The sequence below is a fragment of the Herbiconiux sp. genome (assembly GCF_023264855.1).
In the GTDB taxonomy this organism is placed as follows: Bacteria; Actinomycetota; Actinomycetes; order Actinomycetales; family Microbacteriaceae; genus Herbiconiux.
Genome location: NZ_JAHFUW010000008.1, coordinates 1 through 18,364 on the forward strand (window position 1 = coordinate 1; position 18,364 = coordinate 18,364).

Here is an 18,364-nt window from a genome sequence, read left to right on the forward strand (position 1 = left end):
GAGTCGACCACCGAGACCGGAACCCGCATCACCTTCTGGCCGAGCCGCGAGATCTTCGAGACCGTGGAGTTCGACTACGAGACCCTGCGTGCGCGGTTCCAGCAGATGGCCTTCCTCAACAAGGGCCTCGCCATCAAGCTCACCGACGAGCGCGGCGGCGAGTCGGGCGAGGAAGAGGAGACCACGGTCACCTACCTCTACGAGAACGGCCTCAAGGACTACGTCGAGTACCTCAACCGCTCGAAGAAGGCCGACCTGGTCAATGAGGAGATCATCTCCTTCGAGCAGGAGGACACGGTGCGCAAGATCGCGCTCGAGGTCGCCATGCAGTGGACCACGGGTTACACCGAGAGCGTGCACACCTACGCGAACACCATCAACACGCACGAAGGCGGCACTCACGAAGAGGGCTTCCGCGCCGCGCTCACCACGCTGGTGAACAAGTACGCGCGCGAGAAGAACATCATCAAAGAGAAAGACGACAACCTCTCCGGCGACGACGTGCGCGAGGGCCTCACCGCCGTCATCTCGATCAAGCTCGCCGAGCCGCAGTTCGAGGGCCAGACGAAGACCAAGCTCGGCAACACCGAGGCCAAGGCCTTCGTGCAGCGGGTCGTCAGCACCGAGCTCACCGACTGGTTCGACCGCAACCCCGTGCAGGCCCGCGACATCATCCGCAAGGCGATCCAGGCGTCGCAGGCCCGGATGGCGGCCCGTAAGGCGCGCGAGCAGACCCGCCGCAAGGGACTGCTCGAGGGCGGCGGGATGCCCGGCAAGCTCAAGGACTGCTCGAGCCGCGATCCCGCCAAGAGCGAGATCTTCATCGTGGAGGGTGACTCGGCCGGCGGCTCCGCCATCCAGGGCCGCAACCCCGAGACCCAGGCCATCCTGCCCCTGCGCGGCAAGATCCTGAACGTCGAGAAGGCCCGCCTCGACCGCGCGCTCGGCAACGCCGAGGTGCAGGCGATGATCACGGCGTTCGGCGCCGGCATCGGGGAGGACTTCAACCCCGAGAAGGCTCGCTACCACAAGATCGTGCTGATGGCGGATGCCGACGTCGACGGCCAGCACATCACCACGCTGCTGCTCACCCTGGTGTTCCGCTACATGCGGCCGCTGATCGAGCTGGGCTACGTGTACCTCGCGATGCCGCCGCTCTACCGGCTCAAGTGGTCGAACGCGCCGCACGACTACGTCTACTCCGACGCGGAGCGCGACGCGCTGCTGGTCGACGGCCAGGCCGCCGGCAAGCGCATCCCGAAAGACAACGGGATCCAGCGCTACAAGGGTCTGGGCGAGATGGACTACCGCGAGCTGTGGGACACCACCATGGATCCGGATACCCGCACCCTCCGCCAGATCACCCTCGACGACGCGGCCGCGGCCGACGAGATCTTCAGCACCCTGATGGGCGAAGACGTCGAGTCGCGCCGCAACTTCATCCAGCGGAACGCCAAAGACGTGCGCTTCCTGGACATCTGACCCTTCGATCGAGACTGATACCTCCTTATGACAGACGAAATCACTCCGCCCGCCGGAGACCGCATCGAACAGGTCGATCTCCAGCTGGAGATGCAGCGCTCCTACCTCGACTACGCCATGAGCGTGATCGTGGGGCGTGCCCTGCCCGACGTGCGCGACGGCCTGAAGCCCGTGCACCGCCGCGTGATCTACGCGATGTACGACGGCGGATACCGCCCCGACCGTGCCTTCTCCAAGTCGGCGCGCGTCGTCGGCGAGGTGATGGGCCAGTTCCACCCGCACGGCGACTCCTCCATCTACGACGCGCTGGTGCGGTTGATCCAGCCGTGGAACCTGCGGTACCCGCTGGCCCTCGGCCAGGGCAACTTCGGCTCGGCCGGCAACGACGGCGCCGCCGCCGCCCGATACACCGAGACCAAGATGTCGCAGCTCGCCCTCGAGATGGTGCGCGACATCACCGAGGAGACCGTCGACTTCCAGGACAACTACGACGGCCGCACGCTCGAGCCGGTCGTGCTGCCCGCGCGGTTCCCGAATCTGCTGGTGAACGGATCCGTCGGTATCGCCGTCGGCATGGCCACGAACATCCCTCCGCACAACCTGCGGGAGGTGGCATCCGGAGCCGTCTGGTACCTCGAGAACCCCGAGGCCAGCCGTGAAGAGCTGCTCGAGGCGCTGATGCAGCGCATCAAGGGCCCCGACTTCCCCACCGGGGCGCAGATCCTGGGCGTCAAGGGCATTCAGGATGCGTACCGCACCGGGCGCGGATCGATCACCATGCGCGCGGTCGTCAACGTCGAAGAGCTGCAGGGCCGCACCTGCCTGGTCGTGACCGAGCTGCCCTACCAGGTCAACCCCGACAACCTGGCCGTGAAGATCGCCGAGCTGGTGAAAGACGGCAAGCTCGCCGGTATCGCCGACATCCGCGACGAGACCTCGGGCCGCACCGGCCAGCGCCTGGTGATCGTGCTGAAGCGCGACGCCGTGGCCAAGGTGGTGCTGAACAACCTCTACAAGCACACGCAGCTGCAAGACAACTTCGGCGCCAACATGCTGGCGATCGTCGACGGCATCCCGCGCACCCTCCCGCTGGACGGCTTCATCACCGAGTGGGTGGCGCACCAGATCCAGGTGATCGTGCGCCGCACCCAGTACCGCCTGCGCGAGGCCGAGGCCCGCATGCACATCCTGCGCGGATACCTGGCGGCGCTCGACGCGCTCGACGCGGTGATCGCCCTCATCCGGCGCTCGCCCACCGTCGAGGAGGCCCGCGACGGCCTGATCGACCTGCTCTCGATCGACGAGCTGCAGGCCCGCGCCATCCTGGAACTCCAGTTGCGCCGACTGGCCGCGCTGGAGCGCCAGAAGATCCAGGACGAGGCCACCGAGCTGCAGACCCGGATCGACGAGTACAACGTCATCCTGGGCTCGCCGTCGCGTCAGCGCGAGATCATCACCGAAGAGCTCACCGAGATCGTCGACAAGTTCGGCGACGACCGGCGCACCGAGATCATGTTCGGCTTCGACGGCGACATGAACATCGAAGACCTCATCCCCGAAGAGGAGATGGTGGTCACGGTCACCCGTGGCGGCTACGTCAAGCGCACGCGCAGCGACAACTACCGCAGCCAGCACCGCGGCGGCAAGGGCGTCAAGGGCGCCCAGCTGCGGGCCGACGACGTGGTGGAGCACTTCTTCGTCACCACCACGCACCACTGGCTGCTGTTCTTCACCAACCGGGGTCGCGTGTACCGCGCCAAGGCCTACGAACTGCAGGAGGCCGGCCGCGACGCGAAGGGCCAGCACGTGGCGAACCTGCTGGCGCTCGCGCCGGAGGAGCAGATCACGCAGATCCTCGACATCCGCGACTACCAGGCGGCGCAGTTCCTGGTGCTCGCGACGCGGGGCGGCCTGCTGAAGAAGACGGCGCTGACCGAGTACGACACGAACCGCTCGGGCGGCATCATCGCCATCAACCTGCGCGAAGACGACGAGCTCGTCTCGGCGCTGCTGGTGGATGAGGACTCCGACCTGCTGCTGGTGTCGAAGAAGGGCATGTCGATCCGCTTCACGGCGACGGATGAGGCGCTGCGGCCGATGGGCCGCGCCACCTCCGGTGTCATCGGCATGAAGTTCCGCGGCGACGACGCGCTGCAGGGCGCCTCGGTGGTCTCCGACGAGGGCTACGTGTTCATCGTCACCGAGGGCGGCTACGCCAAGCGCACCTCGGTGGAGGAATACCGGGTGCAGGGCCGTGGCGGCCTCGGCATCAAGGTGGCCAAGCTGCAGGATGCGCGCGGCGACCTGATCGGCTCGCTGATCGTCGGCGAGGACGACGAGGTCCTTGTGGTCCTTGCCAGCGGCAAGGTGGTACGCTCTGCCGTGGCCGAGGTACCGGCTAAAGGACGCGACACGATGGGCGTGGTCTTCGCTCGCTTCGCGGACGAGGATCGCATCATCGCGGTGGCCAAGAACACGGAACGCAACCTGGATTCCGAGGATGCGGAGCCGCTCGACCCCGAAGCCCCTGCGGCTCCTGGAGAGGACGTAACGACGGATGAGTAACCTCGGCGACAAATTCGCGAAGAAGACGGCGCGGGTCGCCACCACCAAGCAGGTTCGGCTGAAGCTGGTCTACATCGACTTCTGGTCGGTGCTGAAGATCTCCTTCCTCTTGGCGATCATCCTGGGCATCGTGACCGTGGTCGCCTCGTTCCTGGTGTGGTCGGTGCTCAACCAGACGGGCGTGTTCGACTCCGTCAACACGCTGCTGCAAGACATCGCGGGTGCCGGCAACTTCGACCTGTTCGACTTCGCCTCGCTGCCCCAGGTGATGGGCTTCTCCGTCGTCGTCGCCGTGCTGAACGTGATCGTGATCACGGCGCTCGGCGCGATCTGGGCGGCGCTGTACAACCTCGCGGTGCGGATCACGGGCGGCGTCATGCTGGGGTTCACCAACAAGTAGACCGTATTCCGCTGGCCGATTTAGTGATCGGGGCTTCCGTAGGATAGTCTCGTCTCTGGTCAAAAAACGGGGCTATAGCTCAGGCGGTTAGAGCGCTTCGCTGATAACGAAGAGGTCCAAGGTTCAAGTCCTTGTAGCCCCACGAGAGATCCACAAGAAATCTCCGGGAGATCGGTGCGGTTCGTCCGCAAGATCTCTTGGGGGGCCTTAGCTCAGTTGGTAGAGCGCCTGCTTTGCAAGCAGGATGTCGGGAGTTCGATTCTCCCAGGCTCCACTGGCCACGGGAATGGGACGCGTACACGCGTCCCATTCGTCGTTGGTGGCAGCACTTTCGGGGTCGCATCGGCGCGGTCCCGGTGGATGGTCGGGGGGCCGCAGTGGGGATGTACAGACGAATCATTTCAGCGGTCGCCGTCGTGAGCGTGCTCGTGGCGGGCGGAATGCTCGTGCCGGGGGTTGCGGCGGCGGCGCCCGGGGCGGCGGTCGTGGCATCCGTCGACGTGACGCCGACCGATGCGCTGCGCGAGCCGTGCGCCGACGTGCTGGTGGTGGGGGTGCGCGGATCGGGGGAGAGCTCGGGATACGGTCCCACCGTGCAGAACGCGGTGCAGCAGGTCGCCGACTCCATCGGCGATCAGCGGGTGACGCGGTTCAGCACGGTGGAGTATCCATCCGAGGCCGTGTGGAAGGCGTTCACGAACGCCCTCTCGCAAGCACTGCCTACCCCGGGCCCGTGGACCTTCTTCGACGGCGTGCAGGAGGGTGTCGAGCAGCTCACCGCGATCCTGTCCGACTCCGAAGCGCGTTGCCCGATGGAGAAGTGGGTCGTGATCGGCTACTCGCAGGGCGCCCTCGCCGCTCACCGAGCGCTCGCCTACGGCTTCTCCCAAGACGTCGACCGCTTCGCCGGGGTGATGCTGATCGCCAACCCGGCCCGCGGCACCACGAACATCCCGAGCAGCGGATCGGCCGAGCCCGGGCGCGGCGTCAGCACCATGCTCGACCTCTATTCGCCGCCCTATCCGTCCGAGCTCGAACCCGTCACGATCAGCTACTGCGACGACCTCGACCTCGTCTGCGACTATTCGAATTGGGTCGAGCAGATGGCCGAATTCGATACCACGCTGGTCTGGGAGGCGATAGGCATCCACGGAGAGTCCTACAAACACGCCTCGCTGGTCACCCCCGAATCCGATTCCATCCTGCGCGCCCTGGCGAACACCCCGACGCTGCCGACGACGTTCACGAAGGTGTCCTGCCAGCCGTCGGCCCCGGTATCCGGCGCCGTGCAGAATCACTTCCCGGCCGCCGGTGACGACCCGATCGGCGCGTGGTCGGTCACGCCCGGCATGAAGGTGGGCCGGGCCACCACCACCGAGCTCGGGTTCACGCTCGGGGGCGGTGCCGACTTCGTGCTGGGCCAGGACGGCGGGTACGTGGCATCCCTTCCCGCAGGGGAATACGTCATCCCGCTCACCTTCCGCTGGCGCGCGGTGGACGGCGCCGGAGTGGCCGGTTCGCGGCCGGGCAAGCCGGCCACCCTGTACCTCACCGTGCGCGACTACGTCTGCGGCAGCCTCGCCGGCCACCTGGCCGTGGAGGGCTGGAACCCCGATCCGGTCTCCGGCGTCGCCGTGACGGCCTACCGTGCGGATACCGACGAGGTGGTCGCGAGCAGCACGAGCGACGGTTCGGGCGACTGGTTCCTGCTGGGTCTGCGCGAGGGCGCCTACGACGTGCGCTTCTCCGACGGCGACGGCGGATACTGGGATCAGTACTACACCGGCTCGGCGCCCCGCGAGGACAGCCGCTACTACCCGACCGCCGTCGAGGTACCCGGCACCGGGGACACGGTCGCCCTGGACCAGACCCTCACCCACGCCGGTGTCCTGAGCCTGCACCTCCGGTCACAGAAAGACGGGTCCCGCGTCACCGGGTTCCATGCCTCGCTCTACGGCGCGAGCGAATCGACCCTGAGCGACGAGTGGGGAACCCTCGTCATCCCCGAAGTCTTCCCTTCGGACTCGCACTGCGTCTGGATCGCCAGCTGGGACGACGCATCCCCTTACGTCGCCTGGGCCGGACAGATCTTCCGCAATGACACCTGGATCTCGATGCGTACCGAGGCCACCATCTCGGGCCGGGTGGTGGATGCCGCGGGGCGGCCGGTCGCGGGAGCGACGGTGCACGCGGACCGGCAGTCGTACGACAACGACGGAGGCTCGGGCAACTGCTACCGGGGCTTTCGCGATCACGATTCGCAGGATGCCGTGACGGCCGCCGACGGAACCTACCGCGTCCGGCACCTCTATGGGGGAAAGGCGTTCTCGGTGAGCGCCTCGCTCGAGGGATACGAGGTGCGGCGCACGTCGACCGCACCAGTGGATGCGCTGCCCGACGGCGGAGCCGCCGGCGGAGTGGACTTCGTGGCCGCTCCCGTCGCGCTGGCCACACTCACGGCCACCCCGAAGCCCACGGTCTCGGGCACGGCCCGGATGGGGCAGACGCTGACCGCGACGCCGGGAAGCTGGAAGCCGGCTCCCGTGACGCTGGCCTATCAGTGGCTTCGCGACGGGAGCCCGATCGACACGGCCACCGCATCGAGCTACCGGCTCACGGCGGAGGACCGAGGTCACCGCGTCGCCGTCTCGGTGACCGGATCCAAGGCCGGCTACGCATCCGTCACCACCACCTCCGCGCTGTCGGCCGTGGTCGACGCCGCGGAGGAATCGCCCGACGTCGACCGGGTATCCGGCGCCGACCGGTTCGAGGCGGCCATCAACGTGTCCCGCGCCGCGTACCCGGGTACGGCACCCGTGGTCTACATCGCCACCGGCACGAACTACCCGGACGCGCTCTCGGCGGGCCCCGCCGCCGTTCACGAGGGTGGGCCGCTGCTGCTCACGGCAGGTGCGACGCTCGACCCCCGGCTGAAGGCCGAGCTGAAGCGGCTCTCGCCCGCGAAGATCGTGCTGGTGGGCGGAACGGCATCCATTCCGCCGGCGATCCTCACGGCTCTGAAGACGCTGCAGCCGAATACCGTGCGCATCGCGGGCGCCGACCGTTACGAGGTCTCGCGCGCGCTGGCCGACCGGGTATTCGGCACAGGAGGTGTCTCGCGCGTGCTGGTGGCCACGGGCGCCAATTTTCCGGACGCGTTGAGCGCCGGATCGGCGGCCGGAGCGGCGAGCGGGCCGGTGGTTCTCGTGAACGGGGGAGCGGGCGTGCTCGACGACGACACGCGGGACCTGCTGAAACGGCTCGACCCCGATCAGATCGTGATCGCGGGAGGCCCGGCCTCGGTGTCGCCAGGAGTGGCGAAGGCGCTCGCGACGCTCGCGCCCACGGTGCGACGAGGGGGTGCCGACCGGTTCGAGGCGAGTGCCGCCATCAATCTGCTCGCCTTCCCCGCGGCGGACCGGGCCTTCCTGGCCACCGGACTCAAGTTCCCCGACGCGCTGGCCGGCACCGCGTGGGCCGGCCACGAGCGGGCACCGCTGTACGTGGTGACCGACCGCTGCGTGCCGCAGGTCACCCTCGCCGCCCTGAAGACGCAGGGCGTGAAGAAGGTGACGCTGATCGGAGGCGAGGCCTCCCTCGATGCCGACGTCGCCGCCCTGAGGGGCTGCTGACTCCTCATCGCCCAGTCCTCGGGCGCGATGATGAGGCAGGGGAACGACGAAGGCCCCGCACCAACCGTGCGGGGCCTTCGTCGTATCCGGTGAGAGCTCAGCCCTCGGGGTCGGTCTCGGGCTCCGGGTCTTCGTCGGCGATCCAGAGCTCGTCGTCGGCCCGGAAGGTCTGCCAGATGGCATAACCGAGGCCGACGGCGGTGACGACACCGAGGCTGACCGCGAAGACGAGGCCGACCTTCGAGCCGGCCGACTTCGGAGCGGCCTTCTGCAGCGACTTGGAGGCCTTGGAGACCTGCTTGCCGGCCTGCTGCACGAACTCCGGGTTCTTGGAGGACTGCAGCACCGCGGCGGCGGAGCCGACGGTACCGGCGATCGCGGGCAGCACGTCGGTGGCGAAGCGGTGCTTGACGGTCTCGCCGGCCACCTTCACATCCGCGACCTTACGGCTGATGGCCACGGCACCGCTGTCGACAGCGGTCTTCACCCGGGGCTTCACCTCTTCATCGGCCAGGTAGCCGGCCTGGCGCCCGGCCTCACGCAGAATCGCGTTGGCACGGTCGAGAACGTCCTGCTGGTCGACCCACAGGTCTTCTGCCGTTCCCTTCAGGCGCGTGAGCGCTTTGCGGCGCTTGCGGGAAAGACTCATAAGAAACCTCCATCGGCGAGAGCACGGTCAGTGTCATCTTGCCACGCAATCCCCGACCGGAGTAGTTCGGACCACTGATCATCCGCTTCGCATCGCCTGGAGCTTCACTGGATGCCCGATGCCGGTGTGACACAATTGGCACATGCCCGCACACACGCACGTCGCTACCCTCACCACCAACCACGGCCCGATCGTGGTCAACCTGTACGGTCACCAGGCACCCAAGACCGTCAAGAACTTCGTCGGCCTCGCCACGGGCGAGATCGAGTGGACCGACCCGAAGACGGGCCAGCCCACGAACGCCCCGTTGTACGACGGCATCGTGTTCCACCGCATCATCCCCGGCTTCATGATCCAGGGCGGCGACCCGCTGGGCAACGGCACCGGCGGCCCGGGCTACAAGTTCGACGACGAGATCAACGGCGAGCTCAACTTCAACGAGCCCTACATCCTCGCGATGGCCAACGCCGGCATCCAGGGCGGCAAGGGCACCAACGGATCGCAGTTCTTCATCACCGTCGGCAACACCAGCTGGCTGCAAGGCAAGCACACCATCTTCGGCGAGGTGGCGGACGACGCCTCCAAGCGCGTCGTAGACAAGCTCGCCGGTGTGGCCACCGACGCCTACGACCGTCCGCTGGACGACGTGGTGCTCGAGAGCGTCACCGTCGAGGCGGTCTAGGTCCGGCTCCGGCCGTTCCCACCGACCCCGTTCTGCATTCCGGCATCCTGACCCGTCGATGAGCAGCGCCTCGGCCAATCCCGACAACTACTGCTACCGGCATCCGGGCCGGCAGAGCTACATCCTCTGCCAGCGCTGCGGGCGAACGGTCTGCCCGGAGTGCCAGGTGCAGGCCGCTGTCGGCGTGCACTGTGTCGAGTGCGCCGCTCAGGATCGCCGTTCGGCACCGAAGGTGAACCGCGGCCGTCCGGCCTTCCTGCGCAACCTCACCGGCGCGGGCGCACCCGTCGTGACCTACGCGCTGATCGCGATCTGCGCCGTGGTGTTCCTGCTGCAGTCGATTCCGGGGCTCGGCGTCACGGCGGCGCTGCAGTTCGCACCGGCGTACGTGCTGCCGGTCGGGGCTCCCTTCGAGCCGTGGCGGATGATCACCTCGGTGTTCACGCACGGATCGATCCTGCACCTGCTGCTGAACATGTACACCCTGTTCATCTTCGGCAGCGGACTGGAACGCCTCCTCGGGCGCTGGCGCTACCTGGCGCTGTATCTGATCTCCGGGCTCGGCGGATCGGTCGCCGTCGTGCTCTTCGCGAGCCCGCTCTCCGCCGTCGTCGGCGCATCCGGAGCCATCTTCGGCCTGATGGGCGCGTTCTTCGTGATCAACCGGCACCTGGGCGGCAGCAGCATCCAGCTCGTGGTGCTTGTCGGCATCAACCTGGCATACGGGTTCTTCGTTCCCGGTATCTCCTGGCAGGCGCACCTCGGCGGTCTGGCCGTCGGCCTGCTGATCGCCCTCATCTACGTGCGCACGCGCCCGATCCGGATGAAGACCGCGCAGATCCTGCTGGTGGCGGCTGTCGCCGTGGCCCTGGTGGCCATCACGGTCGTCCGCGTCCTGGTCTGATCAGCCCGCCCGGGAGCGCGGATCCGGGCCGGAGATTCCACAGGGTTATCCACAGCTGTGGACTTATCCACAAGGTTATTAACATTGGGGATAATTACAGCCGTGTAATTCTCCCCAGGCTGGGCAGCGGCGAAAGAGCGCCTCAGCGCCAGCGCGTGGTCATGATGAAGCCGATGAAGGCGATCCCGAAGCCGATCAGGATGTTCCAGCTACCCAGGTCGGGAATGGGGAAAAGGCCCTGTGACACGTAGAACACGATGATCCAGAGCAGGCCCACGATCATGAAGCCGAACATCACCGGCTTGAACCACACCGGGTTCGGGTTGTTCGCGGAGGACTCGTCGCTCGATGCGCGCTGGACATCGCGGCTTCGGCGGGCGACGTCCTTCGTGGATGCTTTGTCTCGGGCCATGCCGATGATTCTAACGGGCTTTGCCTATGCGTTCTCCACCGGTTCTCCACAGGCTGAGCACTCGGGGCCGTCGCACAGGCATTACCTTTTAGGATGGTGAGCATGAGCGAGCCGTCCGCCCCGCACGACGCCGTGCCCGAACAGCTCCCGATGCGTCCGCGCCGCCGCAAGCGCAGCCCGGTCTCAAAAGCCATCGGCGTGTTCGGTGAACTGCTGATCACGGCCGGTGTGCTGGTGCTGCTGTTCCTCGGCTGGCAGTTCTCGCTGAACGGCATCATGCTGAACAACCAGCAGGCCTCCGAGGCCGGATCGCTGTCGCAGAACTGGGCGGCCGAGTCGCCGACGGCGGCACCGGTCCCCAGCGCGAGCGCCGGCGCCGAGCCGGCGGGCACGTTCCTCTACGGCGAACCGCCGGCCGGCGGTTCCGAGCCGGGCACCGGCGACGACTTCGCAGTGATGTACGTTCCGCGCTTCGGCAGCGACTTCAAGAAGACCATCGCCGAAGGCGTCGATCCGAAGACCGTGCTGAACAACGGCGGGGCGGGGCATTACGTCACCACCCAGATGCCCGGGCAGGTGGGCAACTTCGCCATCGCCGCGCACCGCGACGGCTGGGGCAGCCCCTTCCTCAAGATCAACGAGCTGCAGCTCGGCGACCCCATCTATGTCGAGACCCAAGACGGCTGGTACACCTACACCTACCGCAGCTCCGAGTACGTCACGCCCTACGGTGTCGGCGTGATCGACGCGGTTCCCCAGGTGCCGGATGCCACGGCCGCCGACCGCATCATCACCCTCACCAGCTGCAACCCGCTCTACATCGCCTCGGAGCGCATCATCGCCTACGGCGTGCTGACCGACTGGACACCGCGATCGGCCGGCGCACCCGCCGCCATCGCCGGACTCGTGGGGGCCTAGACCATGTACGCAGCCTTGTGGCGCATCCTGCCCGGACCTCTCTGGGTGCGCATCCTCATCGTCGTTGTGCTGGTCGTGGCCGTGCTCTACGCACTGGCGTTCTGGGTGTTCCCCTGGATCGACGATTTGACCGCTCCGACGCAGGATGTCACGGTGGACCAATGACCCGCGTTCTCGTGATCGACAACTACGACAGCTTCGTCTACACGCTGAACGGCTACCTCCAGCAGCTCGGCGCCGAGACCGTCGTGGTGCGCAACGATGCGTTCGACTCCGCCGACGCCGCCGAGACCATCGCCGAGTACGACGCGGTGCTGCTCTCGCCCGGCCCCGGCAAGCCGTCGGAGGCCGGGGTGTCCATCTCCGTCGTGTTCGCGGCGCTCGAGGCGCAGAAACCTCTGCTCGGCGTGTGCCTCGGCCACCAGGCGATCGCCGAGGCGATGGGCGCCACGGTCACGAACGCCGAAGAGCTCATGCACGGCAAGACCTCGGTCATCCGGCACGACGACAGCCCGTTCTACGACGGGGTTCCCGACGGCTTCACCGCCACCCGTTACCACTCGCTCGCGGTGGTCGACGGCACGGTGCCCGACACGCTCGTGGTGACGGCACGCACCGAAGGCGGCGTCATCATGGGCCTGCGTCATGCCGAAGCCCCTGTCTACGGCGTGCAGTTCCACCCAGAGTCGGTGCTCACCGAGGGCGGCTACCGGATGCTCGGCAACTGGCTGGCCACCGCCGGGCTCGACGACGCCCCCGCGAAGGCCGCCACACTCAACCCGCTGCTGCGCACCGCCCAGGCCTAGCCGTCCGTACCGGCAGGCCGTGCCGGTCCGGTGACGGTCGCCACGATCTCGTCGAGCGTGCGCCCGAAGGCGAAACGGTACCAAGCCACGGCATCCTCGCCGGAGAGCTGAGCGACGAAGCCGTCGTCGCCGGTAGCCGACCAGCGCTCTCGCCCGGGCGGCCAGGACGTCATCGGCCGCAGTGGCGGTCCCTGATCCGGCGTCGGAAGGGGCAGCCGAGGAAGCGCGTTCCTCTCCCGCTCGCGTGAGCCGACGGCAGCCGTGAGCCAGAGCTCGGCGAAGGAACTCGGGCGGAGGTTCGCGATGGGTCCCGGGTTCTCCCCGTGGTGGACGAGCGTCATCGTGTCCGAACGGACGACGATCCATCGCTCGCCGTGGGCGTCGAGTCGACAGCGCGTGTCCGAATGCAGATCGATCTTCGCGCCGAGGCGCTCGAGCGCCTCGATGCAGGCGGACGACAACAGCTTCTGGGGAACATCACGTTCGCGCCGGCGTTGCTCCTGCTCGAGACGCTCGGCGGCGAGCGGCGCGTACTCCGCACTCAGGGCCTCGCGATCGGCCGCAGCTCCCGCGGCCAGCCGCTCGTGCAGCCACTGCGGGTCGATCTGCAGGAAGTAACGGAAGACCACCGGCAGCGGAGACCTGCGTGCCTGCAGTCGGCGGTTCTCGACCAGCAGCCTCACGCCGTGGTCCGTCGACCACACCGCGGACACGATGCCGTCGACGACCGCGACCCAGGACCATCCGCGGCTGCGGATCTCCGGATGCGTCGCCTCGAGCACCTCGGCGAGGGGCGTGCGGTTCCTGAACGACCGGCGATACGCGTGCGACGACATGTCGTCGCCCATCGCAACGCTGTCGCGATCGACGTCGACGAGAAGACGAGCACCGAGCATGGCGACGATGCCGTCCGGTCGAGGCCGGCTCAGGTGCCGGTGCAGTAGGTGAGGCTGATCTCGGACTTCTGCAGAGCGTCGCCGGCGGCGATCGACTGCCGCGTCACCGGGTTGTCGGCCTGCGCCTTGCATCCCGGATCGGCCACCCAGGTCACCGTGAGCAGGCTGTTCTGCAGCTCGTTGTTCGCATCGGCGATCGGCTTGCCGGTGACATCCGGAACATCGACCAGCCCGCTGGAGACGATGATGTTGATCGTGTCGCCCGCAAAGGCCTGGCTACCGCTCTCGGGGTCGGTGCGGATGACGGAGTCGACCGGTGCGTCTTTCGAATTCTCTTTGATGGTCTGCCCGACGGTCAGCCGAGCCGCCGTGATGGCCGCCGTGGCATCGGCCACACTCTTGCCCGAGAGGCTCGGGATCGCCACCGCCTCCTTGCCCTTGGAGACCTGCACCTCGATGACCGTGCCGGGGCTCACGATCGTGCCGGAGGCCGGATCGGTCTCGACGACCTGCCCCTCGGGGATGCTGTCGCTGAACACCTCGAAGCGGGCGGTCACCAGATCGAGCTGCTGCAGCGTCGCATCCGCCGCCTCGAAGGTCTGACCCGTGACGGTCGGGATCTGCCTCGAGGTGTCGGGCAGAGCGCTCGTCGGCTGCAGGGTGAGCACCCAGAACACGATGGCCACGAGGATGACGGCGACCGAGGCGATGCCGGCCCAGATCCACACCACGGGCGGGCGGGACTGCGTGCGCACGGTGTACTCGTCGTCGCCGGCGAGCTGGGTGAGGGCGGACTCGTTGCCCTGCGCGAGGCTCGGTGGGGCGCCGAACAGGGAGGACTGGAAGTCGTCGGCCGGCAGGCGCTTGGACGGGATCTTGCCGGCGCCCGCCACCTCGAGGTCGGCGCGGAACTCGACGGCGCTCTGGAATCGGGCGAAGCGGTCTTTGGCGAGGGCGTGCAGCACGACCTGGTCGATCGCCGGCGAGACCAAGGGATTGATGCTCGACGGGGCGACCGGCATCTCGCTGACGTGCTGGTAGGCGACCGCCACCGGGGTCTCGCCCTTGAACGGGGGCTCCCCGGTGAGCATCTCGAACAGCACCACGCCGGTGGAATAGAGGTCGGTGCGGGCGTCGACGGACTCCCCGCGCGCCTGCTCGGGCGAGAAGTACTGCGCCGTGCCGAGGATGGCGGTGGTCTGCGCGACCGTGGCCGAGGAGTCGGAGATGGCGCGGGCGATGCCGAAGTCCATCACCTTGACCTGGCCGCCGTGGCTGACCATCACGTTGCCGGGCTTGATGTCGCGGTGCACGACGCCGGCTCGGTGCGAGTACTCCAGCGCCGTGAGGATGCCTTCGGTGATGCGGATGGCCTCGGCCGAGTCGACCGGCCCTTCGCGGATCAGGTCTTTGAGCAGCTTGCCCTCGACGAACTCCATCACGATGAAGGGAACGATCCCTTCGAAGCCGCCGGCCTCGGCCACGCGCTCCTCGCCGGCGTCGAAGACCCGCACGATCGTCGGATGCGCCATCCGTGACGCCGCCTGCGCCTCCTGACGGAAGCGGGTGCGGAACACCGGGTCGCCGGCCAGCGACGACTTCAGCAGCTTGATGGCCACTTGGCGCCCCAGCCGCTCGTCGCGACCGGAGTACACGTTCGACATCCCCCCGCGGCCGATGAGTTCGCCGAGGCGATACCTCCCGGCGAGGAGACGGTTGTCGTCGGTCACTGTTGCTGCTCCTGGATCGTGGGGATGAGCCTCGGGTCGCTCGTCGTGGGAAGGGAAGGGGTGCGGTGGGGGTGCTGCCGGCCTCGAACGGTTCGGATCAGTTGCCGTTTCCGGGGTCGGGGCTGGAACTGCTCGTGGGGCCGGCCACGGTGCTGAGGCTCAGCACCGGTGAGTTGCCGGAGGCCGACCCCGAGCAGCTCACGCTGTAGCTGATCTCGATCGGGGTTCCCGCAGCGTCGGCCGTGAAGCCCGCCGCGGTGCCGGACTGTGTCTGCAGCGTGGCGCCGGTGACGTTGACCGTGTATCCGTCGAGCGTGGTGCCCGACGGGCAGCTGTAGGTGGTCCAGGTGACTTCGAAGCCCTCGCCGGCGATGACCGACTTGTCGGTGACGCCGCTACCGCCCGTGGGAGCGGTGGACGGGGAGGTCGGCACGATCACGTTGCCGTAGACGGTGAGGGTGATGGTGCTGTCCTTCGGCACGTTGCCGACAGGGGAGGCCTGGTAGACGAAGTCGACCTGGTCGGCCGAGGGAGCGGCGTTGCCGACCGCCCGGGCCGCGCTGAGACCCTTACCCGCGAGGATCGCGGCCGCCTCGTCGAAGGACTTGCCCTTCAGCTCGCCCTCCGAGATCGAGACCGTGGTGGCGCTCGGCGAAGGTGTCGGCGTGTTCGAGGTCGGCACGGGTGACGGCGCCGAACTCAAAGCCGGCGTGGTGGCCGGCGCCGCACCGTTGCCGCCCTGCAGAACGAGGGCGACGATGGTGCCGACGAGCACCAGGGCCAGGATGATGATCAGCACGATCAGCGGCCAGGTCCAGGGCGAGCGCTTCTTCGGCTCGTCCTCGGCCACCTCGGTGCCGGGCGGCGGGGGAACGGGCTGCGCGGATGCTGCGCCAGGGGCCTGCAAGACCGTGGTGGCCTGCGTGGCGCCCGCGGCCGGCATCAGCTGCGTGGCCATGGTGGGAGGGAGCGGTTCGTTGCCGAGCACGGCCGGCACGGCGGCCGCGGCCGAGGCGATGTCGCCGCGGCGCAGGGCCATCGCCGCGCGGGCGAGGTTGCCGGTGGAGGAGGGCCGGTCGGCCGGCTTCTTGGCGATGCAGGAGAGCACGAGGTTGCGCACCGGCTCGGCGACCGTGACCGGCAGCTCGGGCGGTGCCTCGTTGATCTGCGCCATGGCGATGGCCACCTGCGACTCCCCGGTGAAGGGGCGCTTGCCGGCGAGGCACTCGTAGGCCACGATTCCGAGCGAGTAGATGTCGGTGGTGGGCGAGGCGGGCTGGCCGCTGGCCTGTTCTGGCGAGAGGTACTGCACCGTTCCCATCACCTGACCGGTGGCCGTGAGCGGCACCTGGTCGGCGATCCGGGCGATGCCGAAGTCGGTGATCTTCACGCGGCCGTCGGGCGTGATCAGGAGGTTGCCCGGCTTGATGTCGCGGTGCACGAGCCCCGCGGCGTGCGCGGCCTGCAGGGCGAGCGCGGTCTGGGCCACGATGTCGAGCACGCGATCCGTCGACAGCACGTGCTCGCGCTCGAGGATGGTGGACAGTGCCTCGCCGGGCACGAGCTCCATCACGAGGTAGGCGCTGCCTTCTTCTTCGCCGTAGTCGAAGACGTTGGCGATGCCCTCGTGGTTGACGAGCGCGGCGTGACGGGCTTCGGCGCGGAAGCGCTCAAGGAAGCCCGGGTCGCCCAGGTACTCGTCTTTCAGGATCTTGATGGCGACGGTGCGCCCGATCACGAGGTCGGTGGCCTGCCAGACCTCGCCCATGCCGCCGATCGCGATCCGGCTCGAAAGCTCGTACCGGCCACCGAAGGTCACCCCTGCTGTGGGTCTCATTTACTCAGCACCGCCTCTAGTACTCGTTTTGCGATCGGTGCGGCCAATTCGTTGCCTGAACCGGATTGACCCAACCCACCACCATCTTCTACGACCACTGCGACGGCTACCCGAGGGTTGTCGGCGGGAGCAAAACCGGTGAACCACAGAGTGTAGGGATCGCCCTCCCCGTTCTCCGCCGTTCCGGTCTTACCGGCCACACTGACTCCGTCTATTCTTGCATTAGTCGCTGCGCCGGAATCGACTGCCTCGACCATCAGATCCGAAAGTGTCGAAGCTGTTATAGAAGTCAGCGGCGTGCCGAACTCCTTCGCTTCGAAGCCCTGCAGAAGGCTCAGATCCGGGGCCCGGATCTCGTCCACCAGGTTCGGGGTCATCAGCTTTCCTCCGTTCGCGACCGCGGCCGAGAGCATCGCGATCTGCAACGGCGTGGCCGTGTCGCTGCCCTGGCCGAAGGCCGAGAGCGCGAGCTGCGCGTCGTCGAGCCCGCGGGGGTACACGCTGGTCGAGACATCCATCGGCACCGACAGCTCGCTGCCGAAGCCGAACGCCTTCGCCATGTCGCCGAGCGCGCCCTCGCCCATCTCCACGCCGAGCTCGGCCATCGGGATGTTGCAGGAGAGCACGAAGGCGGTGCGGATGCTGACGCTCTCGCCGCCCCCGCAGGTTCCGCCCCCGGCATTGGAGACCGTGGAGTCGCTGCCGGGCAGCGGCAGGCGCGCGAGGTTCGGCTCGGTGTGGTTCACGTCGAGGCCGGCGTTCTGCAGCGCCGCCGAGGTGGTGACGATCTTGAAGGTCGAACCGGGAGGGTTGAGGTCGTTGATGGTCTTGTTGATCAGCGGATCGCCGTCGGCCGCGAGCAGCGTGTCGTAGGTGTCGAGCACTTGCTGCGTGTCGTGCACGGCGAGCGTGTTCGGGTCGTAGTCGGGCTTGGAGACCATGGCCAGGATGCGCCCGGTCGAGGGCTCGATCGCCACGACCGCGCCCTGGTAGCTGCCGAGCGCATCGTAGGCCGCCTGCTGCACCACCGGGTCGATGGTGAGCTCGACGGAGGCGCCCTGTGGGTTCTGACCGGTGACCAGGCGGTTGAGGTAGTCGAGGAACTGCGAGTTCGAGGTGCCGGAGAGGTAGTCGTTCATCGCCTGCTCGATCTGGCTCGAACCCTGACCCAGGGTGTAGTACCCGGTGACCGCGCTGTAGAGCGGCCCCTGCGGGTAGCTGCGCTGGTACTTGAACTCGTCGTTCGTGGGCACCGAGACGGCGATCGGCTGGCCGTCGACCAGGATCGGGCCGCGCTCGGTGTCGTAGCTGGCGTAGATGGTGCGGGCGTTCCGGGCGTCGCTCGCGAGGGCATCCGCCTGGAAGAACTGGATGATCGTGGTGGACACGAGCAGGGTCAGGAACATCGCGAAGACCACGATGCTCACGCGTTTGAGTTCTCGGGTCACGGC

Annotated in this window: 15 protein-coding genes and 2 tRNA genes; 11 read left to right on the forward strand and 6 right to left on the reverse strand. The window is 67.7% G+C overall.

All coding sequences use genetic code 11. The annotated features are described in order from the left end of the window. The 6 genes from Q0D75_RS04850 to Q0D75_RS04875 all read left to right on the forward strand — a co-directional run. The coding region (locus Q0D75_RS04850) for a DNA gyrase subunit B (RefSeq protein ID WP_291050009.1) at positions 1-1,482 on the forward strand (1,482 nt) is incomplete at its 5' end. 27 nt (positions 1,483-1,509) lie between these two features. Further along, on the forward strand, positions 1,510-4,047 hold the full coding sequence (gene gyrA / locus Q0D75_RS04855) for a DNA gyrase subunit A (protein WP_291050010.1): 2,538 nt from the start codon (positions 1,510-1,512) through the stop codon (positions 4,045-4,047). Further along, complete coding sequence (locus Q0D75_RS04860) at positions 4,040-4,447, forward strand: DUF3566 domain-containing protein (RefSeq protein ID WP_291050011.1); 408 nt, start codon at positions 4,040-4,042, stop codon at positions 4,445-4,447. Before gyrA ends, Q0D75_RS04860 begins: the two co-directional genes overlap by 8 nt. 68 nt (positions 4,448-4,515) lie before the next feature. Further along, a tRNA-Ile gene (locus Q0D75_RS04865) sits at positions 4,516-4,589 on the forward strand. Between the two features lie 59 nt (positions 4,590-4,648). Beyond that, positions 4,649-4,721 (forward strand) — tRNA-Ala (locus tag Q0D75_RS04870). A 109-nt stretch (positions 4,722-4,830) separates the two neighbouring features. Next, on the forward strand, positions 4,831-8,079 hold the full coding sequence (locus tag Q0D75_RS04875) for a cell wall-binding repeat-containing protein (RefSeq protein WP_291050013.1): 3,249 nt from the start codon (positions 4,831-4,833) through the stop codon (positions 8,077-8,079). Between the two features lie 97 nt (positions 8,080-8,176). On the opposite strand, the gene Q0D75_RS04880 is transcribed toward Q0D75_RS04875, so the two are convergent. Next, positions 8,177-8,728 (reverse strand): hypothetical protein, encoded by a 552-nt coding sequence (locus Q0D75_RS04880; RefSeq protein WP_291050015.1) that lies wholly within the window; start codon positions 8,726-8,728, stop codon positions 8,177-8,179. 142 nt (positions 8,729-8,870) lie between these two features. Here Q0D75_RS04880 and Q0D75_RS04885 point away from each other — a divergent pair, with 142 nt between their 5' ends. Together Q0D75_RS04885 and Q0D75_RS04890 are read left to right on the forward strand one after the other, a co-directional pair. Continuing rightward, positions 8,871-9,410 carry a peptidylprolyl isomerase gene (locus Q0D75_RS04885; RefSeq protein WP_291050017.1) on the forward strand — a complete coding sequence of 180 codons (540 nt, stop codon included), beginning with the start codon at positions 8,871-8,873 and terminating at the stop codon, positions 9,408-9,410. Between the two features lie 58 nt (positions 9,411-9,468). Further along, entirely contained in the window at positions 9,469-10,314 is an 846-nt protein-coding gene (locus Q0D75_RS04890; RefSeq protein WP_291050019.1) for a rhomboid family intramembrane serine protease, read from the forward strand. Positions 10,315-10,456: 142 nt separating this feature from the next. On the opposite strand, the gene Q0D75_RS04895 is transcribed toward Q0D75_RS04890, so the two are convergent. Then, positions 10,457-10,726 carry a cell division protein CrgA gene (locus Q0D75_RS04895; RefSeq protein ID WP_291050022.1) on the reverse strand — a complete coding sequence of 90 codons (270 nt, stop codon included), beginning with the start codon at positions 10,724-10,726 and terminating at the stop codon, positions 10,457-10,459. Positions 10,727-10,828: 102 nt separating this feature from the next. Here Q0D75_RS04895 and Q0D75_RS04900 point away from each other — a divergent pair, with 102 nt between their 5' ends. From Q0D75_RS04900 to Q0D75_RS04910, 3 genes are read left to right on the forward strand one after another with little or no spacing between them, the layout of a single operon-like run. Continuing rightward, positions 10,829-11,644, forward strand: coding sequence for a class E sortase (locus tag Q0D75_RS04900; protein WP_291050024.1), 816 nt, complete (start codon positions 10,829-10,831; stop codon positions 11,642-11,644). A 3-nt stretch (positions 11,645-11,647) separates the two neighbouring features. Beyond that, the gene (locus tag Q0D75_RS04905) at positions 11,648-11,809 is read left to right on the forward strand and encodes a hypothetical protein (RefSeq protein WP_291050026.1); all 162 of its coding nucleotides are present in this window, start codon (positions 11,648-11,650) and stop codon (positions 11,807-11,809) included. Continuing rightward, on the forward strand, positions 11,806-12,450 hold the full coding sequence (locus Q0D75_RS04910; protein WP_291050028.1) for a gamma-glutamyl-gamma-aminobutyrate hydrolase family protein: 645 nt from the start codon (positions 11,806-11,808) through the stop codon (positions 12,448-12,450). Before Q0D75_RS04905 ends, Q0D75_RS04910 begins: the two co-directional genes overlap by 4 nt. On the opposite strand, the gene Q0D75_RS04915 is transcribed toward Q0D75_RS04910, so the two are convergent. The 4 genes from Q0D75_RS04915 to Q0D75_RS04930 form a co-directional block, all read right to left on the reverse strand. After that, entirely contained in the window at positions 12,447-13,346 is a 900-nt protein-coding gene (locus tag Q0D75_RS04915) for a hypothetical protein (protein ID WP_291050030.1), read from the reverse strand. The genes Q0D75_RS04910 and Q0D75_RS04915 overlap by 4 nt on opposite strands. Before the next feature lie 29 nt (positions 13,347-13,375). After that, positions 13,376-15,076 carry a Stk1 family PASTA domain-containing Ser/Thr kinase gene (gene pknB / locus Q0D75_RS04920; RefSeq protein WP_291050032.1) on the reverse strand — a complete coding sequence of 567 codons (1,701 nt, stop codon included), beginning with the start codon at positions 15,074-15,076 and terminating at the stop codon, positions 13,376-13,378. A gap of 97 nt (positions 15,077-15,173) precedes the next feature. Beyond that, positions 15,174-16,913 (reverse strand): protein kinase, encoded by a 1,740-nt coding sequence (locus Q0D75_RS04925; RefSeq protein WP_291050035.1) that lies wholly within the window; start codon positions 16,911-16,913, stop codon positions 15,174-15,176. Further along, positions 16,910-18,361 (reverse strand): penicillin-binding protein 2, encoded by a 1,452-nt coding sequence (locus Q0D75_RS04930; RefSeq protein WP_291050037.1) that lies wholly within the window; start codon positions 18,359-18,361, stop codon positions 16,910-16,912. The genes Q0D75_RS04925 and Q0D75_RS04930 overlap by 4 nt, the downstream gene beginning before the upstream one ends. Positions 18,362-18,364: the final 3 nt, after the last annotated feature.